The following is a 20,711-nucleotide window of genomic DNA, read 5'->3' on the forward strand; positions in this document are numbered from 1 at the left end:
CCCGGAGGAAGTGGCGCCGGAAGAACTGCTGCAATGGATTGCCGGCGCCAACCTGGCCCGCCGCGACAGCCGCGAGCCGAATACCCTGCTGGTCGCCGAGGGCAACCGCCGGCTACTGGCTTCCTTCCACGACCAGACCGGCGACGACGAGTGGCTGGTCGTACTGCGCGAGGAAAACGACGCCTCGGCCATCGAATCGCTGATCGCCGCCTTCCGGCTGACCCAGCGCGAGGCCGAAGTGCTTTACTGGGTGGTGCAGGGCAAGACCAGCAACGACATCGGCGACATCCTCGGCAACAGCCCACGGACGGTAAACAAGCACCTGGAGCATGTTTTCGAGAAACTCGGCGTCGAAACGCGGACCGCTGCGGCCAACCTGGCGCTGAGCAAGATGCGTGGCAACTGAGGCGATGGTGGCGAAGAATAAAGTCTGTCGGGGCCGGATATAGCTTGGATTCTGAGCGCCTAGTTATCGGTACAGACATTGGCCTGACGTGTTGAACGGGCTGCAATCAACTGCTTAGCTGCCAGCTCGAACTGTGGAGTAGCTACGGCTTTCTGGGCAGTTCAGGGGCGTTCGGCTGCTCTTAGCCAATCTGTTACACCATTGACTCCAAGCGAAAGTAGCGTGTCTTGTATCTCTACCACGCTTTTTAGCATCGCACCTCCGTCGGACTCTTCTCGTTCTTCTGCCTCGGCAAAAAGTCGGGTCATCAGTTGGGTGAGACTATCTTTATGGTCATAGAGATATGGTTTGCAACGGCTGACGTAAGCCAGATAGATTTTGGCTGCAGCCAGTGCTTGCCCAGGATTATTCTGAGCGGTTGTATTAAGCCATTCATGGAAACCGAAAAGCCGATGGTGTTTGTTTTCGCTCTCGCTGTCGCTCTCGAATACAGAAAAACAGCTTCGAATGAGTTCTAACGGTACAGAAATCATGGCCGTCTCATCTCTGAAAATATGGTCAATTTGTCTGGCAACAGCCAAGGCATGAATGCCTCCCGTATTCATGCCGGCATTCATGCCGGCAATACACTGTTCGCGATGTCGTTGAAAATTTTCAGTATTTGTCCAGACGGTCGTTGCTCCATGCCAAGCATTTGTGTCATCGAGAGCGCTCAAGTCGCGCAAAAATTCCGCAAAGTCGATGTGCCGGGTCATGCTAGCTAAAGCCGAAATACGCCCCCACGTTTCAAGGTCTTTGCCACTTCCCTCGATACGAAGACGTGTCAGTAAAGGCTTCACCATCTCGAAGTGATTGTGATAAGCGTAATAGAGACAGGGTTCGGCTATTTCCCAAAGTCCCTCTGCGTCATGCATGGCAAGGTGAAACAAATTCCAACCCAGCTCGAAATTCTTGCTTTGCAAATAAGGCAGGCGACGAAGGATCACGGCGCGAATCGCAGGATGTTTGTCTCCTGCAAAACGGCGCAATGCGGGTTGTAGCAGCTCAGGTAATACGCCTCCGAATTTTCGAAAATTGGTTGCCAGAATCACCAAGGCTTCGGCAACGTCTCCTTTGGCCATATTGATCCCCAGAGAGGTCAAACCGACGTTATCACCCTTGATCGGGGCGTCTTCATCCAGTCGCTCAAAGCCTATGGCCAAAAATACCAGCCGCTCGCCACTTTCCGGGTCTCGTACGACGTTGGCGCACGCCTCCAAGACCTTGGCTGCTGGGCGTCGGAGCTGCCAATGTAGCGGATGCCTTTCTAGTTCATCGAGAATATGACTAGCCAAGACATGGGGATCCGGCTCATCGATAGGCTGCCATGTTTCGTTCGTCTGCAAGTTGCCAAAGCGATAGGCTAGGTATGTGGCGACGCCATCCATAATGTCATCGCGAAATCTCGGTGGAATATCCGCCCAGTAGGTTGGCAACAGCCCCAAAAATCGAGTGGGATGGCGAGAGGAGGCCTCTCGAAGTTGCCCACCAACCTCGCGCTCGCCGCCCACCAGAAAGTCGGGCCCATGCCAATCTGAATGACCGTTGTAATGAGCTAGCAGGCGCAATACTTGGCTATCGCTAGCGCCAAGAAATGCCTCAAATGAAAATGGTGCTCTGACGCTACCGCCACGAGAGCGAATATCCGGCTGGCGAACAAGTACTCCGGCCTTATTCTCATATTCATCAATCACTGCTTGTGCTTCTGGCGAACGTAGGCAGCAAGGGATTGTGCTGATCAACTCGGCACGCTTTTTCAATACCCAATAGCGCTCGGAGTCTTCAGACGCATACTTTTTCCATGTGGTTAAGATGGTCGTTGTCACAGCATCTTGTGCCGCCTCGTCGAGAACATTGAATGCCGACTGAACTAGTGTCCCCAGCTCGTAGCTCAGTTCGAACTCAAGCATGTATTGATCGCATAACATGCGACCTATCAGGTCAATATTGGCCTCAGGTGTCTCAGTACAAGCCTTCACGGCGAAGTAGAGCAAGGCCCCCTCGCGGTTGAAGCACAGGCGTTCGCGGTTGTTTTGCCACCAGTATGAATGCGTTTTTGCGTGGTGAAGAATGGAGGCTTCAACCGCATCAAGCAGGGCATCCATATTCTCTACGTGGTGTATGTCTCGCAGACTGTGCGTATTTTCGTACGATGTTTCGCTCAGAAAACCATATCGGTAGCCTATACGCGTTTCTCCGTAGCGCGATGCACGTGCATTGCTCCATTGCTCAATAGACGCCACGGCCAGATCAAGCAATGTTGTGGATTTTTCCATACGTTGTCGGACGAAGTCGTCCTGACGGTCGCCAAATTCATGCGCCTGACAATGCAATTTGTTATCGAATCGGTATTCTAGAAGGTCATTTTCGCTAACCCCACCTAACATATAGCGCCAAAGTAGCTCATCTCCTACGACACTAGCTTCTACGCAGCGAGCAATGGATCGCCCCAGGAAGCTGTGATCGGGATGCGGCATATCTAGCAGTCGTTGAAGCAATGGCACAACCAGTGCCAAGTTTTCCGATGTGATTTCAGATAGATAAAACGGAAGTTGCCCGGCGATTCGATTGCTATCAATCCACTCCAGAGAAAGCGCCTCCTGCCAGAATGACAAGACACCCTGAGTATCTTCATTCTTCCATCGTGCAATTTGATAGGCATGCCCAGCATAACCTTCAGCATCCCGTTCGGCTTTCAAAACTGGTAGCAGATACTTGAGCCAAAAACGGTGCCACTCAATCGCCTTGGCCGACGCATAGATCACCTGAAAAACATCGCGGTGCTTTTCGCGCAATTCACGCATCAAGGGCCAGTCATCGTCTACAGGTATCTGTTCGGAAAACGACTCGGCGACCAAGCGTCGGATATGGAAGGCTGCGTTACCAGTCAACACTGCCCGTGTTTGTTTTCTGAATTCACGTCGCTCACCCAAAGCCAACTGTGCGACGAAGCTACGGATGCTGGGGCGGACAAATGGAACTGGAGGCAAGCTCTGTATGAATTGATTCAGCGTAATGCCGCTACGCAAGGCTCTACTGATGACCAAAACGTCAAGCAGGGTCTGATGCCCGAAGGTCAGCTTGCCATCTTGGGTTTCTTGCAAAACGTTAAGGCTGCACAGTGCCCGCAGAATCTCCTGCGAGGAAGAAAAGCGCTGATAAGGTACGGCCAAGCTACGTGATTCGAGCATTTCAGCGGCGATAACTTCAATTGCTTGTATTGCAGAATCACCAAGCGAAGCGTTGGCCCGCACAATCACATCGAGATAACGCTGTGCCAAAGCTTGGCTGGTTACGACGCTGAACCCACCCTCTCGCTGCGCCAACTCGACAAACAACGTCAGTTCCCGAGGGTTTCGAATCAGCTCTCGTGTAACGGCATCTATATTGGCAGATGCAATCCCCAGCCCTTCAATTAAAGGCGCAATGTCGCCATCCCAGTCCAAGGGGAGACACTTGAATTCGCAATCCCATTTTCTTTCTGCAATTCGATGGTCGTACTTTCGGTCAAAGTCACGGCAAGCGGTGATTACGCTTACGTTTTGAATCAACAGGAGTTGGTCTATTTGAGCCAGAAAGTAGCTTAGTACCCGATGATCGCGGGCGATAGACAGCACATCCAGAGAGTCGATTACGACAATCACCTTCGCACTTTCCGCCATACGAGCAACTTGCTTGACCCAATGCTCAGACAGGCCAAAAGCTTGTCGATCCTGTGAAGTCCCTATATCAGCAAATTCGCGCGACTGGATGAAAAGCGCCACGATATCTGAGCGGGTTTGTGCGTGTCGCTCCAAGGTGTCCTGTACCTCAAGCATCACACAGGTTTTTCCCGAACCAGGCAAACCAGTGAGCAAGATGGCGCGTTTCCCAGCATCGATTGCAGCCAGCAGTTCGTTTACCACCGGGTTGGGTATCCGCTGACCTGCCACATCACGCCGCCACGATCTGCCGATAGCTGAGGTATTGGAAAATGATGCACGTACCTCGGCAATATTCACGGGAGGAACCAACAGCGCTCCCGCCTTGAGAAGAATAGCTTCGAGATCATTTTTGGTGAATCGATGCTGAGCGTTTGCGGATGAACCATCGCCGCTCATACGCGCACCCAATTGATCTAGACGAAACCAGAGCGCATTGAATGCGGCATCTGGATTGCTGGCCATGCTACGCAAACGTTCACGTAGCTGACTTTCCATGCGATCCAGAGCACTGCTGGTTTCAAACTCAGTACGGCGTATGAGTTCGTAGGTTGAAAGACCTGGAGCGGCGGTGGAAAGTAATTTCGAGAGGGCAGTATCTGTTTTCTGATTTGCGATGCCCAAACTGGTTTGATAGGTGCTCGCATCGTGCTGAGTCGCACTGTGTTCTTTCAGCTTTCCAAGTTCGCCGAAGTTGTTGCGCGAATAGAATCGAACTTCGGCAGCTTTATTCTGTTTGAGCAATCTGGCAGCTTTCTCCAGTTCATCGGCGAGGTGAGTTATCGACCATGCCTCGAAATCGATTTGATTTTTTTTGCACTGGCAAGCGATCAATGTGCCGTCGGCCTTACCGACGACCACGTCGTCGACTAGATAAGTTATCGAATCAATTTCAAGCCATTGGTAGTTTTCGTCAGATAAAACTGTCAATGCCCAATCAAATGCCACCAAGGTCTGGTATCCATCGCCTCGATTGGAGCGTATGCCTGCAATACTCATCTTGATTCCCGTTGATAGGGTATCCATTACCCTGATTCAGATAACGCTCAGTTTATGACGATTGCCATGGGTTGCCTCGGATTAGTAGTCACACTGCGATCTGTGTGGCGGCTAAGCTGCTGATTGCAGAGCGACTTAATACTCAGACCAACAGCTGCTCAGGCCAAATAGCTGAAAATCAAAAAAAACAAAGCCCGGCATTTGCTGGGCCTTGTTTATTTAATGCTCGACAGACTTTATTGTTTCCGGTCAGCGGCAACTGAAGGCTGCCCTGGCAGCCCTCGTCAGTCAGGCTCAGCCGGCGAGGGCGGCGCTGACCAGTTCGCGCGCTTCTGCCACCAGTTGTTGCAGGTGCGCTTCGCTCTTGAAGCTCTCGGCGTAGATCTTGTAGATGTCTTCGGTGCCGGACGGGCGGGCGGCGAACCAGCCGTTTTCCGTCGTCACCTTCAGGCCGCCGATCGGTGCGTCGTTGCCGGCGGCGCGCGTCAGGCGGGCGGTGATCGCTTCGCCGGCCAGCGTCGCGGCGCTGACCCGGTCGCCGGTCAACTGCTTGAAAGCGGCCTTTTCGGCCGGGCTGGCGGCGGCGTCGATGCGCAGGTAATGCGGCGTGCCGTAGCGCTCTGCCAGGTCCAGGTAATGACGGCCCGGGTCGCGGCCGGTGACGGCGGTGATTTCGGCGGCGAGCAGGCCGAGGATGATGCCATCCTTGTCCGTCGTCCATGCCGTGCCGTCGCGGCGCAGGAAGCTGGCGCCGGCGCTTTCCTCGCCGCCGAAGCAGATGCTGCCGTCGAGCAGGCCGGCCGAGAACCACTTGAAACCGACCGGCACTTCGAGCAGGCGACGCTCCAGGCCATTGACGACGCGGTCGATCAGGCCGCTCGACACCAGCGTCTTGCCGACCGCCGCGTTGCGCGGCCAGTGTTGCCGGTGGGTCAGCAGGTAGTTGATCGCCACCGCCAGGTAATGGTTCGGGTTCATCAGGCCGAGCGAGGGCGTGACGATGCCGTGGCGGTCGACGTCGGCGTCGTTGCCCCAGGCGATGTCGAAGCGATCTTTCAGCGCGACCAGGCCGGCCATCGCGTAGGGACTGGAGCAATCCATGCGGATCTTGCCGTCATGGTCGAGTGACATGAAGGCGAAGGCGGGATCGACCGCCGTATTGACGACCTCGATGTTCAGGCCGTACATCTCGGCGATCGGCTGCCAGTAGGCGACGGCGGCGCCACCCATGGGATCGACGCCGATGCGCAGGCCGGCCCGGCGAATGCTCTCCATGTCGATGACGCTGCCTAGTTCGGAAATGTACGGTTTCATCAGGTCGACCGCATGGGTCGTCGGCGCGGCCAGCGCCTGGGCGTAGGGCTGGCGCTTGACGCCTCGGTTGCCGTCGGCCATCAGCGCATTGGCGCGCTGTTCGATCCAGCCGGTGACATCGGTGTCGGCCGGGCCGCCGTGCGGCGGGTTGTACTTGATGCCGCCATCCTGCGGCGGGTTGTGCGAGGGCGTGATGACGATGCCGTCGGCCCGTTCGGCGGTGGCGTCGGCATTGTGGGCGAGGATGGCGCGCGAGATGACCGGCGTCGGCGTGTAGCCGCCGTTGGCCTGCAGATGGGTCAGCACGCCATTGGCGGCGAGCACTTCGAGGGCGCTTTGCTGGGCGGGGGCGGACAGGGCGTGGGTGTCCATGCCGAGAAACAGCGGGCCGCGAATGCCGGCCTGGGCGCGGTATTCGGCAACAGCCTGGGTGATGGCGAGGATGTGCGCCTCGTTGAAACTGCCGTTGAAGGCCGAGCCGCGATGGCCGCTGGTGCCGAAGGCGACGCGCTGGGTCGGCTGGCTGACGTCGGGCTGTGTGCGGTAAGCCGCGAGCAGCGCGGGAATGTCGGTCAGGCTGGTCAGGGGAGCCGGCTGGCCGGCGAGAGGGTGAGCCATCGGTAATCTCTTTCGTTGAAGCAGGGCGTAGCCTGGGGCGGCCGACATGGTGCGGGTTTTGTATTCCATTGGCAAGACTGTCGGCGCACTTGGGTCGCTAATGGCCTGCTTCGCAAATCTCAGTGCTATCTCACAGGCAACCGTCATCCCCGCGCAGGCGGGGATCCATAGGCCGACTGGATTCCCGCCTGCGCGGGAATGACCGGTTGGTATTTCGAAGATTTCAGCAATTCGGAAGCGTCACACTAGGACGGGAGCTGCTGGAGTAGTGAATCAGCCGCGACTGGACCCTGTGTTCAGCAGCAGATCGTTCTTGGGGGCAGGATCGGCTGCCCGGCTCGGCTGGCAGCGCAGGTTGATGGTCAGCACGGCCGTCAGCAGGCAGGCGGCGCCCAGATTGTGGCCGACGGCCAGGGCCAGCGGCAGCGACCACTGCACATTGGCGATGCCCAGTCCGATCTGCAGGCCGAGCAGACCATAGAGCAGCGCCGCCCAAACTTGCCATTGACGGCAGCCGGTTTTGACCAGCACCGCGCCCAGGGCGCCGACGGCGAGCAGCACGGCGAGGGCGCCGAGGCGGTGGCTCCAGTGAATCGCCGTTAGCGCCGCGCTGGAAATCTGGTTGCCGTCGACGCTCTGGCCCAACTCGCGGTGCAGGCTGAAGGCCTGGCCGAAATCCATGGTCGGCTGCCATTGCCCCTGGCACTGCGGAAAGTCCGGGCAGGCGAGGGCGGCGTAATTGCTGCTGACCCAGCCGCCGAGGGCGATCTGGCCGACGACGACAGCAAGGGCGAGGGCCGCGCTCAGGCGGAGGGCGGCTGTGGTCGGCGGCCTGGCTGCGCCGGCCTGACTGCGCAGCAGCAGGGCGACCAGCAGGGCCAGCGTTGTCATGCCGCCGAGCAGATGCAGCGTGACGATCAGCGGTTTCAGTTGCAGGGTCACCGTCCACATGCCGAGCGCCGCTTGCAGGCCGACGATGCCGAGCAGCAGCGTCGGCAGGGCCGGCGACTGCCGCTGGCGAAACTCGGCGCGCCAGGAGAGCAGGCAGAGGGCGAGGATGAGCAGGCCCAGCGTGCCGGCGCAATAGCGATGAATCATCTCCTTCCACGCCTTGCCGGTGTCGATTGCCTGCTGCGGAAAAGCCTGGCTGGCCGCCAATTGTTCGTGCGCCGCCTCGGGCACACCGAGCCAATGGCCGTAGCAGCCCGGCCAATCCGGACAACCGAGGCCGGCATCGGACAGGCGGACGTAGGCGCCAAGGCCGATGACGAGTACGGCGAGTAGCGTTGCGGCAAGCAGCAGGCGGCGGTAGAGAAGCATGGGATCAGAAGACGATCAGGCGGTCGGCGAACAGGGCGGCGAAGAGCAGGGTCAGGTAGAGGATGGAGTAGCGGAAGGTACGGCGGGCCAGTCCATCGCTGTAATTGCGGCAAAGCGCGATGGCGTAGCCGAGGAAGACGAGGTCGAGCAGGCTGATGGCGATCAGGTAGAACGTCCCGCTCATGCCGAGCGAGACCGGAATCAGGCTGGCGGCGGCGAGCATCACCGTGTACCAGAGGATGTGCTGGCAGGTGAAGGCGATGCCGTGCGTCACCGGCAGCATGGGCAGGCCGGAGCGGGCGTAGTCGTCGCGCCGGTAGCAGGCCAGCGCCCAGAAATGCGGTGGCGTCCACAGGAAGATGATCAGGAAGAGAACCAGCGGCTCGGCCGAGACCTGGCCGGTCATCGCCGTCCAGCCGAGCAGCGGTGGCATCGCCCCGGAGGCGCCGCCGATGACGATGTTCATCGGCGTCGCCGGCTTGAGGATCAGCGTGTAGATGACGGTGTAGCCGACGAAGGTGGCCAGCGTCAGCCACATCGTCAGGTCATTGATGTAGCTGTGCAATAGCCAGAGGCCGGCGGCGCCGAGGGCGGTGGCCAGGGTGACGGTTTCCAGCGGCGATATGTCGCCGCGCGCCGTTGCCCGCCAACTGGTGCGCGCCATCTTGGCATCGACGGTGCGCTCGACCAGGCAGTTCAGCGCGGCTGCGGCGAAGGACACCAGCGCGATGCCGAGCGAGGCGACAGTGAAGCGCAAGAGCGGCGGGAAATCCGGGGTCGCCAGGCACATGCCGATCATCGCGGTGAACACGATCAGGCTGTTGACCCGCGGCTTGCACAGGTGGCTGAAGGCCGTCAGGCGTTGGCCGAGCGAGAGGCTGGGTGTGGCGACGGTGTGCATGGTTGTTCTCCCCGAGGGTGCTAAGCAGGCTGTGTCCTATTTGTCATCCCCGCGCAGGCGGGGATCCAGAAAATCAACGAACTGGATTCCCGCCTGCGCGGGAATGACGGAGATTTGTTTGGCTCGTCCATGCTCTAGCTGGTCCAGGCGTATTTGAGCAGGCGGTCGAGATCGGCGCGCATGCCTTGGGGGCTGGCGTCGGGTGGGTAGCTCATGATCACGAGCCCCTGAGGATTGACCAGCAGCACGGGGTCGGTGATTTCGGACAGTGCGCCGGACGGGATGGTCAGGACCATCAGGTCGGGTTGGCTGGCGTGCAGGGCGAGCAGGACAGGGTCATCCGGTTGATCGGTCAACACGGCGCGACTCACGCGACCCATGTTCTTGTAGAGGGCGACGTGGATGCGGCGCATTTCGTCGAGCCGGCTCGTGCATTCGGTGGCGCAGGGGCCTCGGACATGGAGCACGAGTTTCCATTTTTCGGCATTTTTTTCGGTTGACCGCGCCCCGAAGGAAGCACCCTTGGGGTGTGGGAATAGGTCCGCCAGCCTCAGAGGAGGGGTGAGCAGGTGGCCGTGATGCCCGCTCCGGGGCGGTTGCCAGCCGCCAAAGTAAAGGCCGGCTCCGATGGCGAAGGGCAAGGCGAGCAGGACGACGATCAGCGCCAGCATCAGCCGGCCTTGGCGTTGGTTGGGGAGCGGATGGATGGCGAGGCTGTTCATGGTCGGCGAATCAGGAAAAAGCCCCATATACCGAGGCTGGCGGCGGCGAAGCCGAACCATTGCAGGGCGTAGCTGCGGTGGCGGTCGGCTCGTTCGTCCGGACGCGGCCAGTCGCGGACGAAGCCGCCCGTTGCTGCAGCGTCGAGCTGGATGACGATAGGGGGTAGCGGGTAGGGCACAGCGGCGTGGAAACGTTCGAGATCGAGGTTCTGCCAGACCGCTGACCAGCCGCTGGTCGGCTGCGGCGTCAGGTTGAAGAAGCGCTGGCTGGGCTGCACGGCGATGCCGGTCAGTTCGACCTCGCCGGCCGGCACTTCGGCGACCGGCAACAAACGGTGATCGGCCGGGGCCGGCAGCCAGCCGCGGTTGACCAGCACGTGCAGGTCGGAACCGGCCAGGTGGAGCGGGGTGATGACGTGGTAGCCGGCCTGTTCCCGATACAGGCGGTTGTCGATCAGCACCTGGTGCGCGGCATCGTAGGTGCCGCGCAGCATGATTCGGCGGTGGCGCAGTGACTCGATATCGGCCGCATTGAGCAGGGTCATCGGCATGGCGATGGCGGCATCGTGGCTGCGGCTGTCCAACTCTGTTTGCAGGGCAGTCTTGGCCTCGGCCTTACGCCATTGCCACAGGCCGAGCGAGATGAAGGCCGGCAACAGGAAGGCGAGCAGCAGGCCGCCGAGCAGCGCGACCTGTCGGCGGCTGGCCCTTGCCGCTCTGCCCGGGCGGCGCGCATACTGGGAGACGGAAATTCCTTCGGAGGTATCGCCGATGCTCAAGCTGCTGGTCGTTTTGCTGTTGTTGGCCATCGTCGGCAGCCTATTCTCCGGGCTCTTCTATCTCTACCGCGACCAGGGGGCCGGTGAGCGGACGGTGCGGGCGCTGACCCTGCGCATCGGGCTGTCGATCGCGCTCTTCCTGTTGCTGCTGGCCGGTTTCAGGTTCGGTCTCATTCCCGGCTACACCCAGTAAACGAAGACGAAGAGGATCAGCCAGACCACATCGACGAAGTGCCAGTACCAGGCCACCGCCTCGAAGGCGAAATGGCGCTCGGCGCTGAAGTGGCCGCTCAGGCTGCGCAGCAGGATGACCAGCAGCATGATGGTGCCGAGCGTGACGTGGAAACCGTGGAAGCCGGTCAGCATGAAGAAGGTCGCCCCGTAGGCGCCGGCCCCCATGGTCAGGCCAAGTTCGTTGTAGGCGTGGTGGTATTCGTAAGCCTGAAAGCCGAGGAAGACGCTGCCGAGCAAGACCGTGGCGGCCAGACCGAGCGCCAGTTGGCGGCGCTTGTTGCGTAGCAGCCCCCAGTGCGCCCAGGTGACGGTGGCGCCGGAACTGAGCAGCAGGGCGGTGTTCAGGGCCGGGATGCCCCAGGCGCCCATCGGTGTGAAAGCCGCCCCTTTCGGCCCGCTGGTCGGCCAGGTGCCGGCGAATTCCGGCCACAGGCTGAAGCCATGTTCGGGAAGCATGCCGCCCAGCGTCGGCACCGAAATCACCCGGACGTAGAACAGGGCGCCGAAGAAGGCGGCGAAGAACATCACTTCGGTGGCGATGAACCAGATCATGCCGTAGCGGAAGGAGCGGTCTTCCCAGTCGCGATAGGCGCCGCTCTGCGATTCGTAGATGACTTTGCCGAACCAGCCGAAAAGCACGTAGAGGATGACTGCCGTGCCGCCCAGCATCACCCATTTGCCGGGGCCGAAGTTGTTGATCAGCTGGATGAAGCCGAGGGCGAGCAGGAACATGCCGCCGGACAGGATCACCGGGTAGAGGCTGGGTTGCGGAACGAAGTAGTGTTCCCCGGCTGTGGCATGGGCTGGATTTGCTTTCATCGTGCCTCCCCGCTGCTGGTCAGTGTCTGGCGTTGTCCGTCGGTGCTGAAAAAGGCGTAGGACAGCGTGATGTGGCTAATGCTGCGGTCGACCTCCGGTTTGACGATAAAAGCGAGCGGCATCTCGCGCGCTTCACCCGGAGCCAGGGTCTGTTGCGAAAAGCAGAAGCATTCGATTTTGTCGAAATGCTGCGCCGCCTGGCCCGGCGTCACGCTCGGCACCGCCTGGCCGGTGATCGGCCGGTCCGAGGTGTTGCGTACCAGGTAGCTGACCTGCTGCAGTTCGCCGGGGTGGATGTCGAGGCTGATCGTCAGCGGCCGCATGTCCCAGGGCAGGCCAGGCATCACGGTGCCGGTGAATTCGACGCGGACGGTCCGCCCGAGATCGACCTTCGGGGCCGGAGTGGTGCCGGTTTGCAGGCCGCCGACACCGAAGCCGTCGCGGATCACCGTCGGCCCGGCCGTCTTGCCGTTGAAGCCGGTCGCTTCGCAAAGCACGTTGTAGAGCGGTACCAGCGCGAAGGCAAAGGCGAAGGCCCCGGCCACCATCAGCAACAGCTTGCCGATCAGGCGGTTGTGGCTGGGGGAGGTGGGCTGGACCTGTTCCATGGCGCTAGCGCTTGATGAACAGCCCGATAAGGTAGAGCGCCAGCACGGCGGCGCCGAGCAGCCAGCCGAGGCGGCGGGCGGCGCTGCGGCGGCGGGCGAGGTCGGCGTCGGAGAAGGCGGGGGCCATGTCGTTCTCGCTCATTTGATGGTGGGCTGGGTTTCCCAGCTATGGTGGGGTGGTGGCGACGAGAGCTCCCATTCCAGCCCTTCCGCCCCCTCCCATACGCGGCTCTCGACCTTTGGGCCGCCCCTTACACAACACCAGATGTTCCAGGCAAAGAGCAACTGGCTAAGTCCAAGGACAAAGGCGCCCAAGGTCGAGATCGCGTTGAACTCGGCGAACTGCAGTGCGTAGTCGGGAATGCGTCGCGGCATCCCGGCCAGGCCGAGGAAGAATTGGGGAATGAAGGTCAGGTTGAAGGAAAAGACGGTCAGCCAGAAATGCAGCTTGCCGAGCTTTTCGCTGTACATGTGGCCGGTCCACTTGGGCAGCCAGTAATAAACGCCGGTCATCACGCCCATGATGCCGCCGGCGAACAGCGCGTAATGGAAGTGGGCGACGACGAAATAGCTGTGGTGATACTGTGCGTCGGCCGCGACGTCGGCGAGGATCAGTCCGGTCAGCCCGGCGATGCCGAACAGCACGATGAAGCCGACGGCGAACAGCATGGGCGTCTCGAAGGTCATCGCCCCCTTCCACATGGTGGCGATCCAGCAGAAGAAGAGCACGGCCAGCGGTATCGAAATCGCCATGGTGCTGAACATGAAATAGACCAAGGCCGGGATCGGCATGCCGGCGGTGAAGAAATGGTGCGCCCAGACCACCACCGAGAGCAGGCCGATGGCGATGAAACTGTACACCTGCGCGGTGTAGCCGTAGGCCGGCTTGCGCGAGAAGGTGGACAGGACATGCGGCATCAACCCCCAGACCGGCAGCAGCAGGATATATACCTCGGGGTGACCGAAGAACCAGAACAGGTGCTGGAAGAGAATCGGGTCACCACCGCCGGCCGCATCGAAGAAATGGGTGCCGAAATGGCGGTCGGTGAGCAGCATGGTCACCGCACCGGCCAGCACCGGTAGCGTGGCGATGAGCAGGAAGGCGGTGATCAGCCAGCCCCAGGCGAAGAGCGGCAGCTTCATCATGGTCATGCCGGGGGCGCGCATGTTGAAGATGGTGACGATGATGTTGATCGAGCCCATGATCGACGAGATGCCGAGGATGTGCACGGCGAGGATGGCGAAATCGACCCCCATGCCGCCCTGCACCGAGAGCGGCGCGTAGAAGGTCCAGCCGGTGGCCAGCGCGCCGTCGCCGATGCCGAACAGGGCCAGTGTGAAGGGCAGGGTGAGCAAAATGGCGGCCGGCGGCAGCAACCAGAAGCCCCAGTTGTTGAGGCGGGGCAGCGCCATGTCCGGGGCGCCGATCATCAGCGGCAGCATCCAGTTGGCGAAGCCGGTGGCGGCCGGCATCAGCGCCGCGAAGATCATCACCAGCGCGTGCACGCCGATCAGCTGGTTGAAGAATTCCGGGCGCATCAACTGCAGGCCGGGCTGGAACAGTTCGGCGCGCACCGCGAGGATCATCAGGCCGCCGACGAAGAACATGATCAGCGAGAAGGTCAGGTACATCGTGCCGATGTCCTTGTGATTCGTCGTCGTCAGCCAGCGCATCAGGCCGCCGGGATAATGTTCGGCCGGGTGTTCGGCGGCGTGGGTGGTGGCTGTGCTCATCGCTCGTCTCCTAACGCAGGGACTTGATCTGGGCTGGCTGGATCATGTCGCCCATCTGGTTGCCGAAGCTGTTGCGTTCGTAAGTGATGACGGCGGCCAGCTCGACATCGGACAGGCTGGCGCTGAAGGCCTGCATCGCCGTGCCGGCCTTGCCGTGCAGCACCCGGTCGACATGGCTGTCCTTGATCACCTTGCCGTTCATGTCGAGCAGTGGTGCATTCACAACCTTGCTGCCGGCCAGCGCCGGGAAAGCCGGCGGCAAACCCTTCCCGTCAGGCTGGTGGCAGGCGGCACAGACCTTTTCGTAGACCGCCTTGCCTTCGGCGACCAGTTCGTCCTTGCTCCAGGTCCGGTCGGCGCCACCGGCCGCTGTCTTGGCCTCGGCCTTCTGAGCTTCCAGCCAGGCGAGATACTCGGGTTCCGGCACGGCATGGACGACTACCGGCATGAAGCCGTGGTCCTTGCCGCACAATTCGGCGCACTGGCCGCGGTAGATGCCGGGTTTTTCGATCAGCACCCAGGTTTCACGCAGGAAGCCGGGAATGGCATCGCGCTTGACGCCGAATTGCGGTACCCACCAGGTATGGATGACATCGGTCGAGGTGAGCAGGATGCGCACCTTCTTGCCGACCGGCAGCACGACCGGCTTGTCGACTTCGAGCAGGTAGTGCTCGCCCTTGGCCTCGGCATTGGCGATCTGGTCGCGCGGCGTGGACAGCGTGCTGATGAACTTGAGCCCGGATTCGGGGTATTCGTACTGCCACTTCCACTGCATGCCGGTTACCTTGAGCACCATGTCCGCCTTGGTCTTGGTGTCTTCCATATTGATGATGGCCTGCACTGCTGGAATGCCCATCAGCACGAAGTCGATGAAGAGCAGGATGGCGAAGGGAATCAGCGCCCAGAACCACTGCAGCGCGCCGGTCGGGCCGACGAACTTGGCCGGCTGGTGGCCGATGCTCTTCCGGTGCTTGATCATCGAGTAGATCATGATGGCGAACACCACCACGAACAGGATGGTGATGATCAGCATGAACTCGTTGTGGATATGCAGCGTTTCCCGCGCAATCGGAGTGACCGGTTCGGGGAAGTTGAAGCTGTAGGCTGCGCTGGCTACCGTCGGCAGGAGCAGGGCCGGGGCCAGAGCGAGGCGGCCTGTTCGACAGGCACAAGCGTACACACGGCTTTGCCAGCCAGCCAGTGAATGATGCGGTGTTCTCGCCATTCTGTTCCCTCCCCTTGTGAGAACCGACTTATGCGTTGAGAATCGGTATTACGTAATTAGTTCCATAATATTTAACATCATGCGCCGACGCCTATTTCTCGCTCTCCCGCTCGCCCTGCTGGGCGCCTGCAAACCGGCGCCGGTGGCCTTGCGCAATACCGACCTGACCGGGGCCAGCTTCGCGCGGGGGCTGGAACTGAGCGATCACCACGGTCAACCTCGTTCGCTGGCCGATTTCCGCGGCAAGGCGGTGGTCGTTTTCTTTGGCTACACCTCATGCCCGGATATCTGCCCGACCACGCTGGCGCGCCTGGCCGAGGTAATGAAAGTGATGGGGGACGAGGCGGGGCGCGTCCAGGTGCTGTTCGTCACGCTCGATCCGGAGCGGGACAGCGCAGAACGGCTGAAAGCCTTCGTTCCCTGGTTTCATCCGTCATTCCTTGGCCTGCGCGGCGATGCCGGGCAGATCAAGACTGTGACCGATGAGTTTCGCGTCTTCAGTGCGCGCAAGGAGGTTGGCGGCGAACTCGGCTACGTCCTCGATCATTCGTCGGGCGCCTATGTCTTCGATCCGGCCGGCCACCTGCGCCTCTACGTCAAGGATACGGCGCCGGTCGAGGACATCGTGGCCGATCTTCGCCAGTTGCTGCGCGGCTGATCAGGGAGTGGCGCGAAAGGGCAGGTGGGTTGCCGCTTCGTCGGCATAGGCGACGACATGGTGATGCTGCCGCTCCAGGTGCTGGCCGATCAACTGGCGCATCCGGGGATCTTCGATCCAGTGGCATGAGCTGACCACGGTTGGTTCGAAACCGCGCGCCACCTTGTGTTCGCCGCCGGCGCCCGGCTCGAAGGTCTGCAGCCCGTGGGCCAGGCAATAGGCGATGCCCTGGTAGAAACACAGTTCGAAATGCAGGCTGTGGTAATTGCCGCTGCTGCCCCAGTAGCGGCCGTAGAGGGTGTCGGCGCTGCGGAAACAGAGCGACAAGGCGACTGCCTCACCATCTTCGCGGGCGATGAAGAGCACCATCCGGCGGCCGAGGGCGGCGCCGAGATCGGCAAAGCAGGCCGGCGAGAATGCCGCATGGTTGCCGTATTTGTCGAAGGTCGAGGCGTACAGGTGGTAGAGCCTTGGCCATTCCGCCGGGTCGATCTCGTCGCCGTGACGGACTTCGATACTTAGGCCGCTTTCGGCGACCCGGCGCCGTTCCGCCTTGACCTTGCGGCGTTTTTCGGACGGAAAGGCAGCCAGGTAATGCTCGAAATTTTCATAGCCGCGGTTACGCCAGTGAAACTGCACGTCGTGGCTGAGCAAAAGCCCGTGCGCCTGAAAGGCTGCGGCATCTTCGGGGGCGGGCAGGGCGACATGCCACGAGGAAAGTTGCAGTTCGCCGACCGCCGCCTTGGCCGTTTCGATCAGGCGGTTACGAACCTGCTCGGCCAGCGCGCCGGCCTTGACCAGCAGTCGCGGGCCGGCGGCCGGGGTGTGCGGCAGGCCACTGAGCAGTTTCGGAAAATAAGGTTTGCCCAGTTGGGCATAGGCGGCCGCCCACGACCAGTCGCGGACGAAATCGCCGTGCGAATTGCTTTTCAGATAGGTCGGCAGCAGGCCGAGTACCGTGCCGTCCGCCGCCTGCGCCAGCCAGTGCCGCGCCTGCCAGCCACTGGCCGGGCCGGCGGTGTTGTGGCGTTCGAGGATGGCGAGGAAATCGGCATTGAGGAAAGGATGGCCGGCCGGCGTCAGTTCTGCCCAGGCAGCGCGGTCGATATCCTGGGCGCTGGCGACGGTGGTGATGGGGATCTCGGGCATCAAGGCAGGTTTGGATGGGAAGGCCTGGTCAGAGCGCAATCGCCACCGTCGGTTCCGTCCGCTTTGCAGTTAACCGGCAATCAGGCTGCACGCGGCCCGCCGTATTCGTCGGCCAGGCAGTCGTAGTGGGCGTGTGCCTCGCTTTCCTGAAGCGCTGCGCCATACCATTCCTGCATGGCCGGATGGGCCAGCATGGCGTCGCGATAGGTCGCGGCCAGCGGCGGCAGGGCGACGTTGTACACGTGGAAGCGCCAGACGATCGGGGCGAACATGGCATCGGCCACCGAGAAGGCGCCGAACAGCCAGGGGCCGTCGGCGGTGGCGAACTGCATGCGGGCCTCTTCCCAGATTTCGACGATGCGGTCGATATCGCGCTGCACCGCCGGCGTCGGCGGCTTGCCTTTGAGCTTGAGTTTGAGGTTCATCGGCATTGCCGTGCGCAGAGCGGTGAAGCCGGCATGCATCTCGGCCGAAATGCTGCGCGCCCGGGCCCGGGCCCGGGCATCGGCCGGCCACATCGCGGGATGGCGTTCAGCCAGGGTTTCGGCAATGGCGATGCTCTCCCAGACCTGAAAGCCGTCTTCGTGCAGGCAGGGAACGCGGGCGTTGCCGGCCAGCGGCTTGAGGGCGGCGTTGTAGTCGCGACCTGCGACGGAAACCATGTGCTCCCGGAACGGAATGCCGAAATGCTTGAGCAGCAGCCAGGGGCGTAGCGACCACGAAGAGTAGTTCTTGTTGCCGATATAGAGGTCGAACATGGCTGGGTCCTTTCACGTAGCGGAATGAATTGCGGAGTGGAGCAACTGCTGCCGGCTTATGGTCGATGCCTTCGACCATGATCGTCAAGCATCTTCAATGGCGGCCCATCGGGCAGAAATTGCCTGATTCCTGCGGTCGACCGCAGGAATGGGCTGTTTTAGGCGGCTGGCGCAGCCCCCGAGTAAGCGTTTTCTGCACTATCATGATTTAACCAGCCATGGAGATGATGATCATGCTCAAGCGACTACTGGTTGTTTTGATTGCTCTGGGATTCGGCGTGTTCTCGTGCGCGGCTGCGCATGCTCAGGTAGACAAGATCCTGATCAACGCCCTGAGCTGGATTCTGCAGAAACAAATTGAAGAGATGGAAAAGGCGAACGATCCGAACCGCAGCCTGAGTCAGTACGATGCGCGGGACCGCTACGATTCTCGCGACGCCTTCGCCCCCCGCGCCCAGCCCGTCTATCAGGACATGTCCGATTTTCGTGGCTACAACAAAGAGGTTGAAACGGTCCGCCAGGAGGTCGAGCCCGTTGCTGTTCCGCCTGCGCAATAAGGCTGCTTGAAAAGTGTGAAAAGAAGCAGGTGGTGGCTGACGAACTGAGCGCGACTCACTCGGTCTGCATGGCCTGCACGACCAGCAAGGTATCGGTGAATTGCTCGAAGGCGACAATCCGCGCTCCGGCCAAGCGCCAAATATGTGTCACCCGTGCTTGCATGGCCTTGCCGCTCCTGCGATGGCGACCGGAATAAGTGCCGACGCCGATAATGTGTTCGCCGCCATCGATCAGTTTCTCCAGCGTGAAGCGGTGGTCCGCCCATTCACTGCCGAGCACGGCGAAGACATTGGCGATGACCTGATCGGGCCCGATCCAGGTCCCTGCGCACGGGAAGCCGGCCATCTCGGTCCAGGCCACATCGGGTGCCACCTCGGCCATCATGCCGTCGATGTCCTGGCAGGCCGATGCGGCGTAGTGGTCGGCGACGATCTGCAGATTGGTTTTCATGCCTTTCTCCCGCTTCAGATGGCGCAGCGATTGATATCGCAAGCAAAGGTGCCGGCATCGGTGGTCGTCGCAGCTAGATTTGTCTGGCCGCGCAGCCAGTCCTGAAATTCTTGCGGCCGCCCCAGGTAGCCGGCAATGTCTACGCTCTGCATGACGCCTTCTGCTTCGAGTACAAAGCTGGGAAAACCCTGGGCGCCGACCTCAGCCATCAGTTCGCGGGTTGCGCGGATATGCGTCTGCACCGCCTCGCCAAACTGGCGATCCAGTGCCGCGGCGAAGGCGGCTGGATCGAGGTCGAGCGTTGCGGCCACGGCAATCAAGGTGGCGCGCTCGGCAATGTGGCGGCCCTCGACGTAATGGGCAATTTGCAGTTGCGTCAGCATGTCCAGCCCGCGGCCGGCCATCTGTTCCGCAGCCAGTATGGCGGCGGTCGGCGGCTCGGAGTCGAAGACCGCGCCGGTGTCGCACAACAAGCCGTCGCTATAACCCAGGCCAAACGGCTGGCCGGTCAGTTGCGCAATCCGCTCGTCATGCTGCTTGACGTAGGCTCGCAACTGCGGTGTCACGGCCTGGCGCTGGGCGCCGGCCATCATGCCGCCACTGTGCGGCAGGACGTCGAGAATGGCGCGGGCCGCCTTGACCAGTGGGGCGGCACCGTAGCACCAGCCGCACAGCGGGTCGTAGATGTAATGCAGGGTTGTCGTCATGGTTTTGGCTCGATCAATTTGTTGGATGGATGTTGAAAGTAATGCTGCCGGCACCACTGAGCAGTACCGGCAAGCGTTCAGCGGTTTACCACTGCATTTCGCCCTTGTTGACCTTGGCGCCGATGTCGAGCGCGATGCTCGGGCCGGCTTGCGGATAGGCCTTCTTCATCGCTTCGATCAGCTCCGCAGCGGTCTTGGCCTTGGTCGCTTCGACATCGAAACGCTGCAGGTATTCACGGGTAAAACGAATGGCGCTGCTATCCAGTGCCGTACCGGGGGCCATGTGGCCGGGTACGACGGTGGCGGGCTGCAGGGCTTCGATCTCATCCAATTGGGCGAACCAGGCCTGGCGTTCGCTCGCCTTCTGCGTGTCGGCGGTCCACACATGCCGATTGCCGAAAATGGCGATGTTGCCGGCGATGGTCTTGATCGACGGAATCCAGACGTAGGGGCGATGGGCCAGCTCACCGGTGGTGCCGCGCACTTCGATGGTTTCGCCATCGACGCTCAGGGTCGTACCCTGCAGCAGTTCCGGCACGATCGGCTTGTGCGGCGCGTTGGCCCCCATCTTCGGCGCCCAGAAAGCCAGCTTGCCGGCCAGCTTGGCCTGAATCTTCTCGCGCACAGCCGGCGTGGTCAGGACCTGGGCCTGCGGGAAGATGCCCTGCAGCACTTCGGCACCAAAGTAGAAATCGGGGTCGGCATTGCTGATGAAAATGGTCTTCAGCGTTTTGCCGCTGTCGAGCACATTGGCGGCCACCCGCAGGGCATCGGCGCGGGTAAAGCCGCTGTCGATCACGATGGCTTCGCTCTTGCCGCTGACCACCACGGCATTGACATGAAAGCTGTTGGCGTCGGCGTTATAGACCTTGACGGTCAGCGGGGCGGTGACTTGGGCGCTGGCGCCGGTCGAGGCAACGACGCCGAGGCTCAGCAGGGCGGGAAACATGAAACGGCTTAGTTGGCGGGTGTAAGACATGGTGATCTCCTTGAAGGCTTGGCTAATGACGGC

General features: G+C 61.0%; 20 protein-coding genes. 4 read left to right on the forward strand and 16 right to left on the reverse strand.

What is annotated here, in order from left to right:
• A partial coding sequence (locus AT959_RS21770) for a helix-turn-helix transcriptional regulator (protein WP_240481762.1) occupies positions 1-406 on the forward strand: 406 nt, incomplete at its 5' end.
• A gap of 161 nt (positions 407-567) precedes the next feature.
• Here AT959_RS21770 and AT959_RS06220 read toward each other — a convergent pair.
• From AT959_RS06220 to AT959_RS06245, 6 genes are all read right to left on the reverse strand, one after another.
• Positions 568-5,172 carry an AAA family ATPase gene (locus AT959_RS06220; RefSeq protein ID WP_205629844.1) on the reverse strand — a complete coding sequence of 1,535 codons (4,605 nt, stop codon included), beginning with the start codon at positions 5,170-5,172 and terminating at the stop codon, positions 568-570.
• Positions 5,173-5,439: 267 nt separating this feature from the next.
• Positions 5,440-7,077, reverse strand: a complete 1,638-nt coding sequence (gene pgm, locus AT959_RS06225) for a phosphoglucomutase (alpha-D-glucose-1,6-bisphosphate-dependent) (RefSeq protein WP_066881766.1) — start codon at positions 7,075-7,077, stop codon at positions 5,440-5,442.
• A gap of 273 nt (positions 7,078-7,350) precedes the next feature.
• Positions 7,351-8,397, reverse strand: a complete 1,047-nt coding sequence (locus tag AT959_RS06230) for a COX15/CtaA family protein (protein ID WP_066881768.1) — start codon at positions 8,395-8,397, stop codon at positions 7,351-7,353.
• Positions 8,398-8,401: 4 nt separating this feature from the next.
• Positions 8,402-9,298, reverse strand: coding sequence for a heme o synthase (cyoE, locus tag AT959_RS06235; protein WP_066881770.1), 897 nt, complete (start codon positions 9,296-9,298; stop codon positions 8,402-8,404).
• 134 nt (positions 9,299-9,432) lie between these two features.
• Entirely contained in the window at positions 9,433-10,047 is a 615-nt protein-coding gene (locus AT959_RS06240; RefSeq protein ID WP_157651227.1) for a hypothetical protein, read from the reverse strand.
• On the reverse strand, positions 10,017-10,799 hold the full coding sequence (locus AT959_RS06245) for an SURF1 family protein (RefSeq protein ID WP_240481764.1): 783 nt from the start codon (positions 10,797-10,799) through the stop codon (positions 10,017-10,019). Before AT959_RS06245 ends, AT959_RS06240 begins: the two co-directional genes overlap by 31 nt.
• Between AT959_RS06245 and AT959_RS06250 the strand changes: the two genes are divergently transcribed.
• Positions 10,792-10,992 carry a twin transmembrane helix small protein gene (locus AT959_RS06250; RefSeq protein WP_066882311.1) on the forward strand — a complete coding sequence of 67 codons (201 nt, stop codon included), beginning with the start codon at positions 10,792-10,794 and terminating at the stop codon, positions 10,990-10,992. The genes AT959_RS06245 and AT959_RS06250 overlap by 8 nt on opposite strands.
• Here AT959_RS06250 and AT959_RS06255 read toward each other — a convergent pair.
• Genes AT959_RS06255 through coxB form a run of 5 tightly spaced genes read right to left on the reverse strand, consistent with a single transcriptional unit; the run spans position 10,980 to position 15,419 of the window.
• Positions 10,980-11,852, reverse strand: a complete 873-nt coding sequence (locus tag AT959_RS06255; RefSeq protein ID WP_066881774.1) for a cytochrome c oxidase subunit 3 — start codon at positions 11,850-11,852, stop codon at positions 10,980-10,982. The genes AT959_RS06250 and AT959_RS06255 overlap by 13 nt on opposite strands.
• Entirely contained in the window at positions 11,849-12,460 is a 612-nt protein-coding gene (locus AT959_RS06260) for a cytochrome c oxidase assembly protein (RefSeq protein WP_066881776.1), read from the reverse strand. The genes AT959_RS06255 and AT959_RS06260 overlap by 4 nt, the downstream gene beginning before the upstream one ends.
• A 4-nt stretch (positions 12,461-12,464) precedes the next feature.
• Positions 12,465-12,602, reverse strand: a complete 138-nt coding sequence (locus tag AT959_RS21045; protein WP_157651228.1) for a hypothetical protein — start codon at positions 12,600-12,602, stop codon at positions 12,465-12,467.
• Positions 12,599-14,194 (reverse strand): cytochrome c oxidase subunit I, encoded by a 1,596-nt coding sequence (ctaD, locus tag AT959_RS06265; RefSeq protein WP_066881778.1) that lies wholly within the window; start codon positions 14,192-14,194, stop codon positions 12,599-12,601. The genes AT959_RS21045 and ctaD overlap by 4 nt, the downstream gene beginning before the upstream one ends.
• Before the next feature lie 10 nt (positions 14,195-14,204).
• Entirely contained in the window at positions 14,205-15,419 is a 1,215-nt protein-coding gene (gene coxB, locus AT959_RS06270) for a cytochrome c oxidase subunit II (RefSeq protein ID WP_240481766.1), read from the reverse strand.
• 79 nt (positions 15,420-15,498) lie between these two features.
• Here coxB and AT959_RS06275 point away from each other — a divergent pair, with 79 nt between their 5' ends.
• Complete coding sequence (locus AT959_RS06275; RefSeq protein WP_066881782.1) at positions 15,499-16,077, forward strand: SCO family protein; 579 nt, start codon at positions 15,499-15,501, stop codon at positions 16,075-16,077.
• On the opposite strand, the gene AT959_RS06280 is transcribed toward AT959_RS06275, so the two are convergent.
• Positions 16,078-17,226, reverse strand: a complete 1,149-nt coding sequence (locus AT959_RS06280; RefSeq protein WP_066881784.1) for a GNAT family N-acetyltransferase — start codon at positions 17,224-17,226, stop codon at positions 16,078-16,080.
• 80 nt (positions 17,227-17,306) lie between these two features.
• Complete coding sequence (locus AT959_RS06285; RefSeq protein WP_066881786.1) at positions 17,307-17,984, reverse strand: glutathione S-transferase; 678 nt, start codon at positions 17,982-17,984, stop codon at positions 17,307-17,309.
• Between the two features lie 224 nt (positions 17,985-18,208).
• On the opposite strand from AT959_RS06285, the gene AT959_RS06290 reads away from it, so the two are divergent.
• On the forward strand, positions 18,209-18,541 hold the full coding sequence (locus AT959_RS06290) for a hypothetical protein (RefSeq protein ID WP_157651229.1): 333 nt from the start codon (positions 18,209-18,211) through the stop codon (positions 18,539-18,541).
• A 55-nt stretch (positions 18,542-18,596) separates the two neighbouring features.
• Here the strand turns inward: AT959_RS06290 and AT959_RS06295 are convergent, their stop codons facing one another.
• From AT959_RS06295 to AT959_RS06305, 3 genes are all read right to left on the reverse strand, one after another.
• Positions 18,597-18,992 (reverse strand): nuclear transport factor 2 family protein, encoded by a 396-nt coding sequence (locus AT959_RS06295; RefSeq protein ID WP_066881790.1) that lies wholly within the window; start codon positions 18,990-18,992, stop codon positions 18,597-18,599.
• A gap of 14 nt (positions 18,993-19,006) precedes the next feature.
• Positions 19,007-19,699, reverse strand: a complete 693-nt coding sequence (locus AT959_RS06300) for a DsbA family protein (RefSeq protein ID WP_066881792.1) — start codon at positions 19,697-19,699, stop codon at positions 19,007-19,009.
• 85 nt (positions 19,700-19,784) lie between these two features.
• On the reverse strand, positions 19,785-20,678 hold the full coding sequence (locus AT959_RS06305; protein WP_083518280.1) for an MBL fold metallo-hydrolase: 894 nt from the start codon (positions 20,676-20,678) through the stop codon (positions 19,785-19,787).
• Positions 20,679-20,711 lie beyond the last annotated feature (33 nt).

Origin of the sequence: Dechloromonas denitrificans (genome assembly GCF_001551835.1) — a bacterium.
GTDB classification, from domain to species: domain Bacteria; phylum Pseudomonadota; class Gammaproteobacteria; order Burkholderiales; family Rhodocyclaceae; genus Azonexus; species Azonexus denitrificans.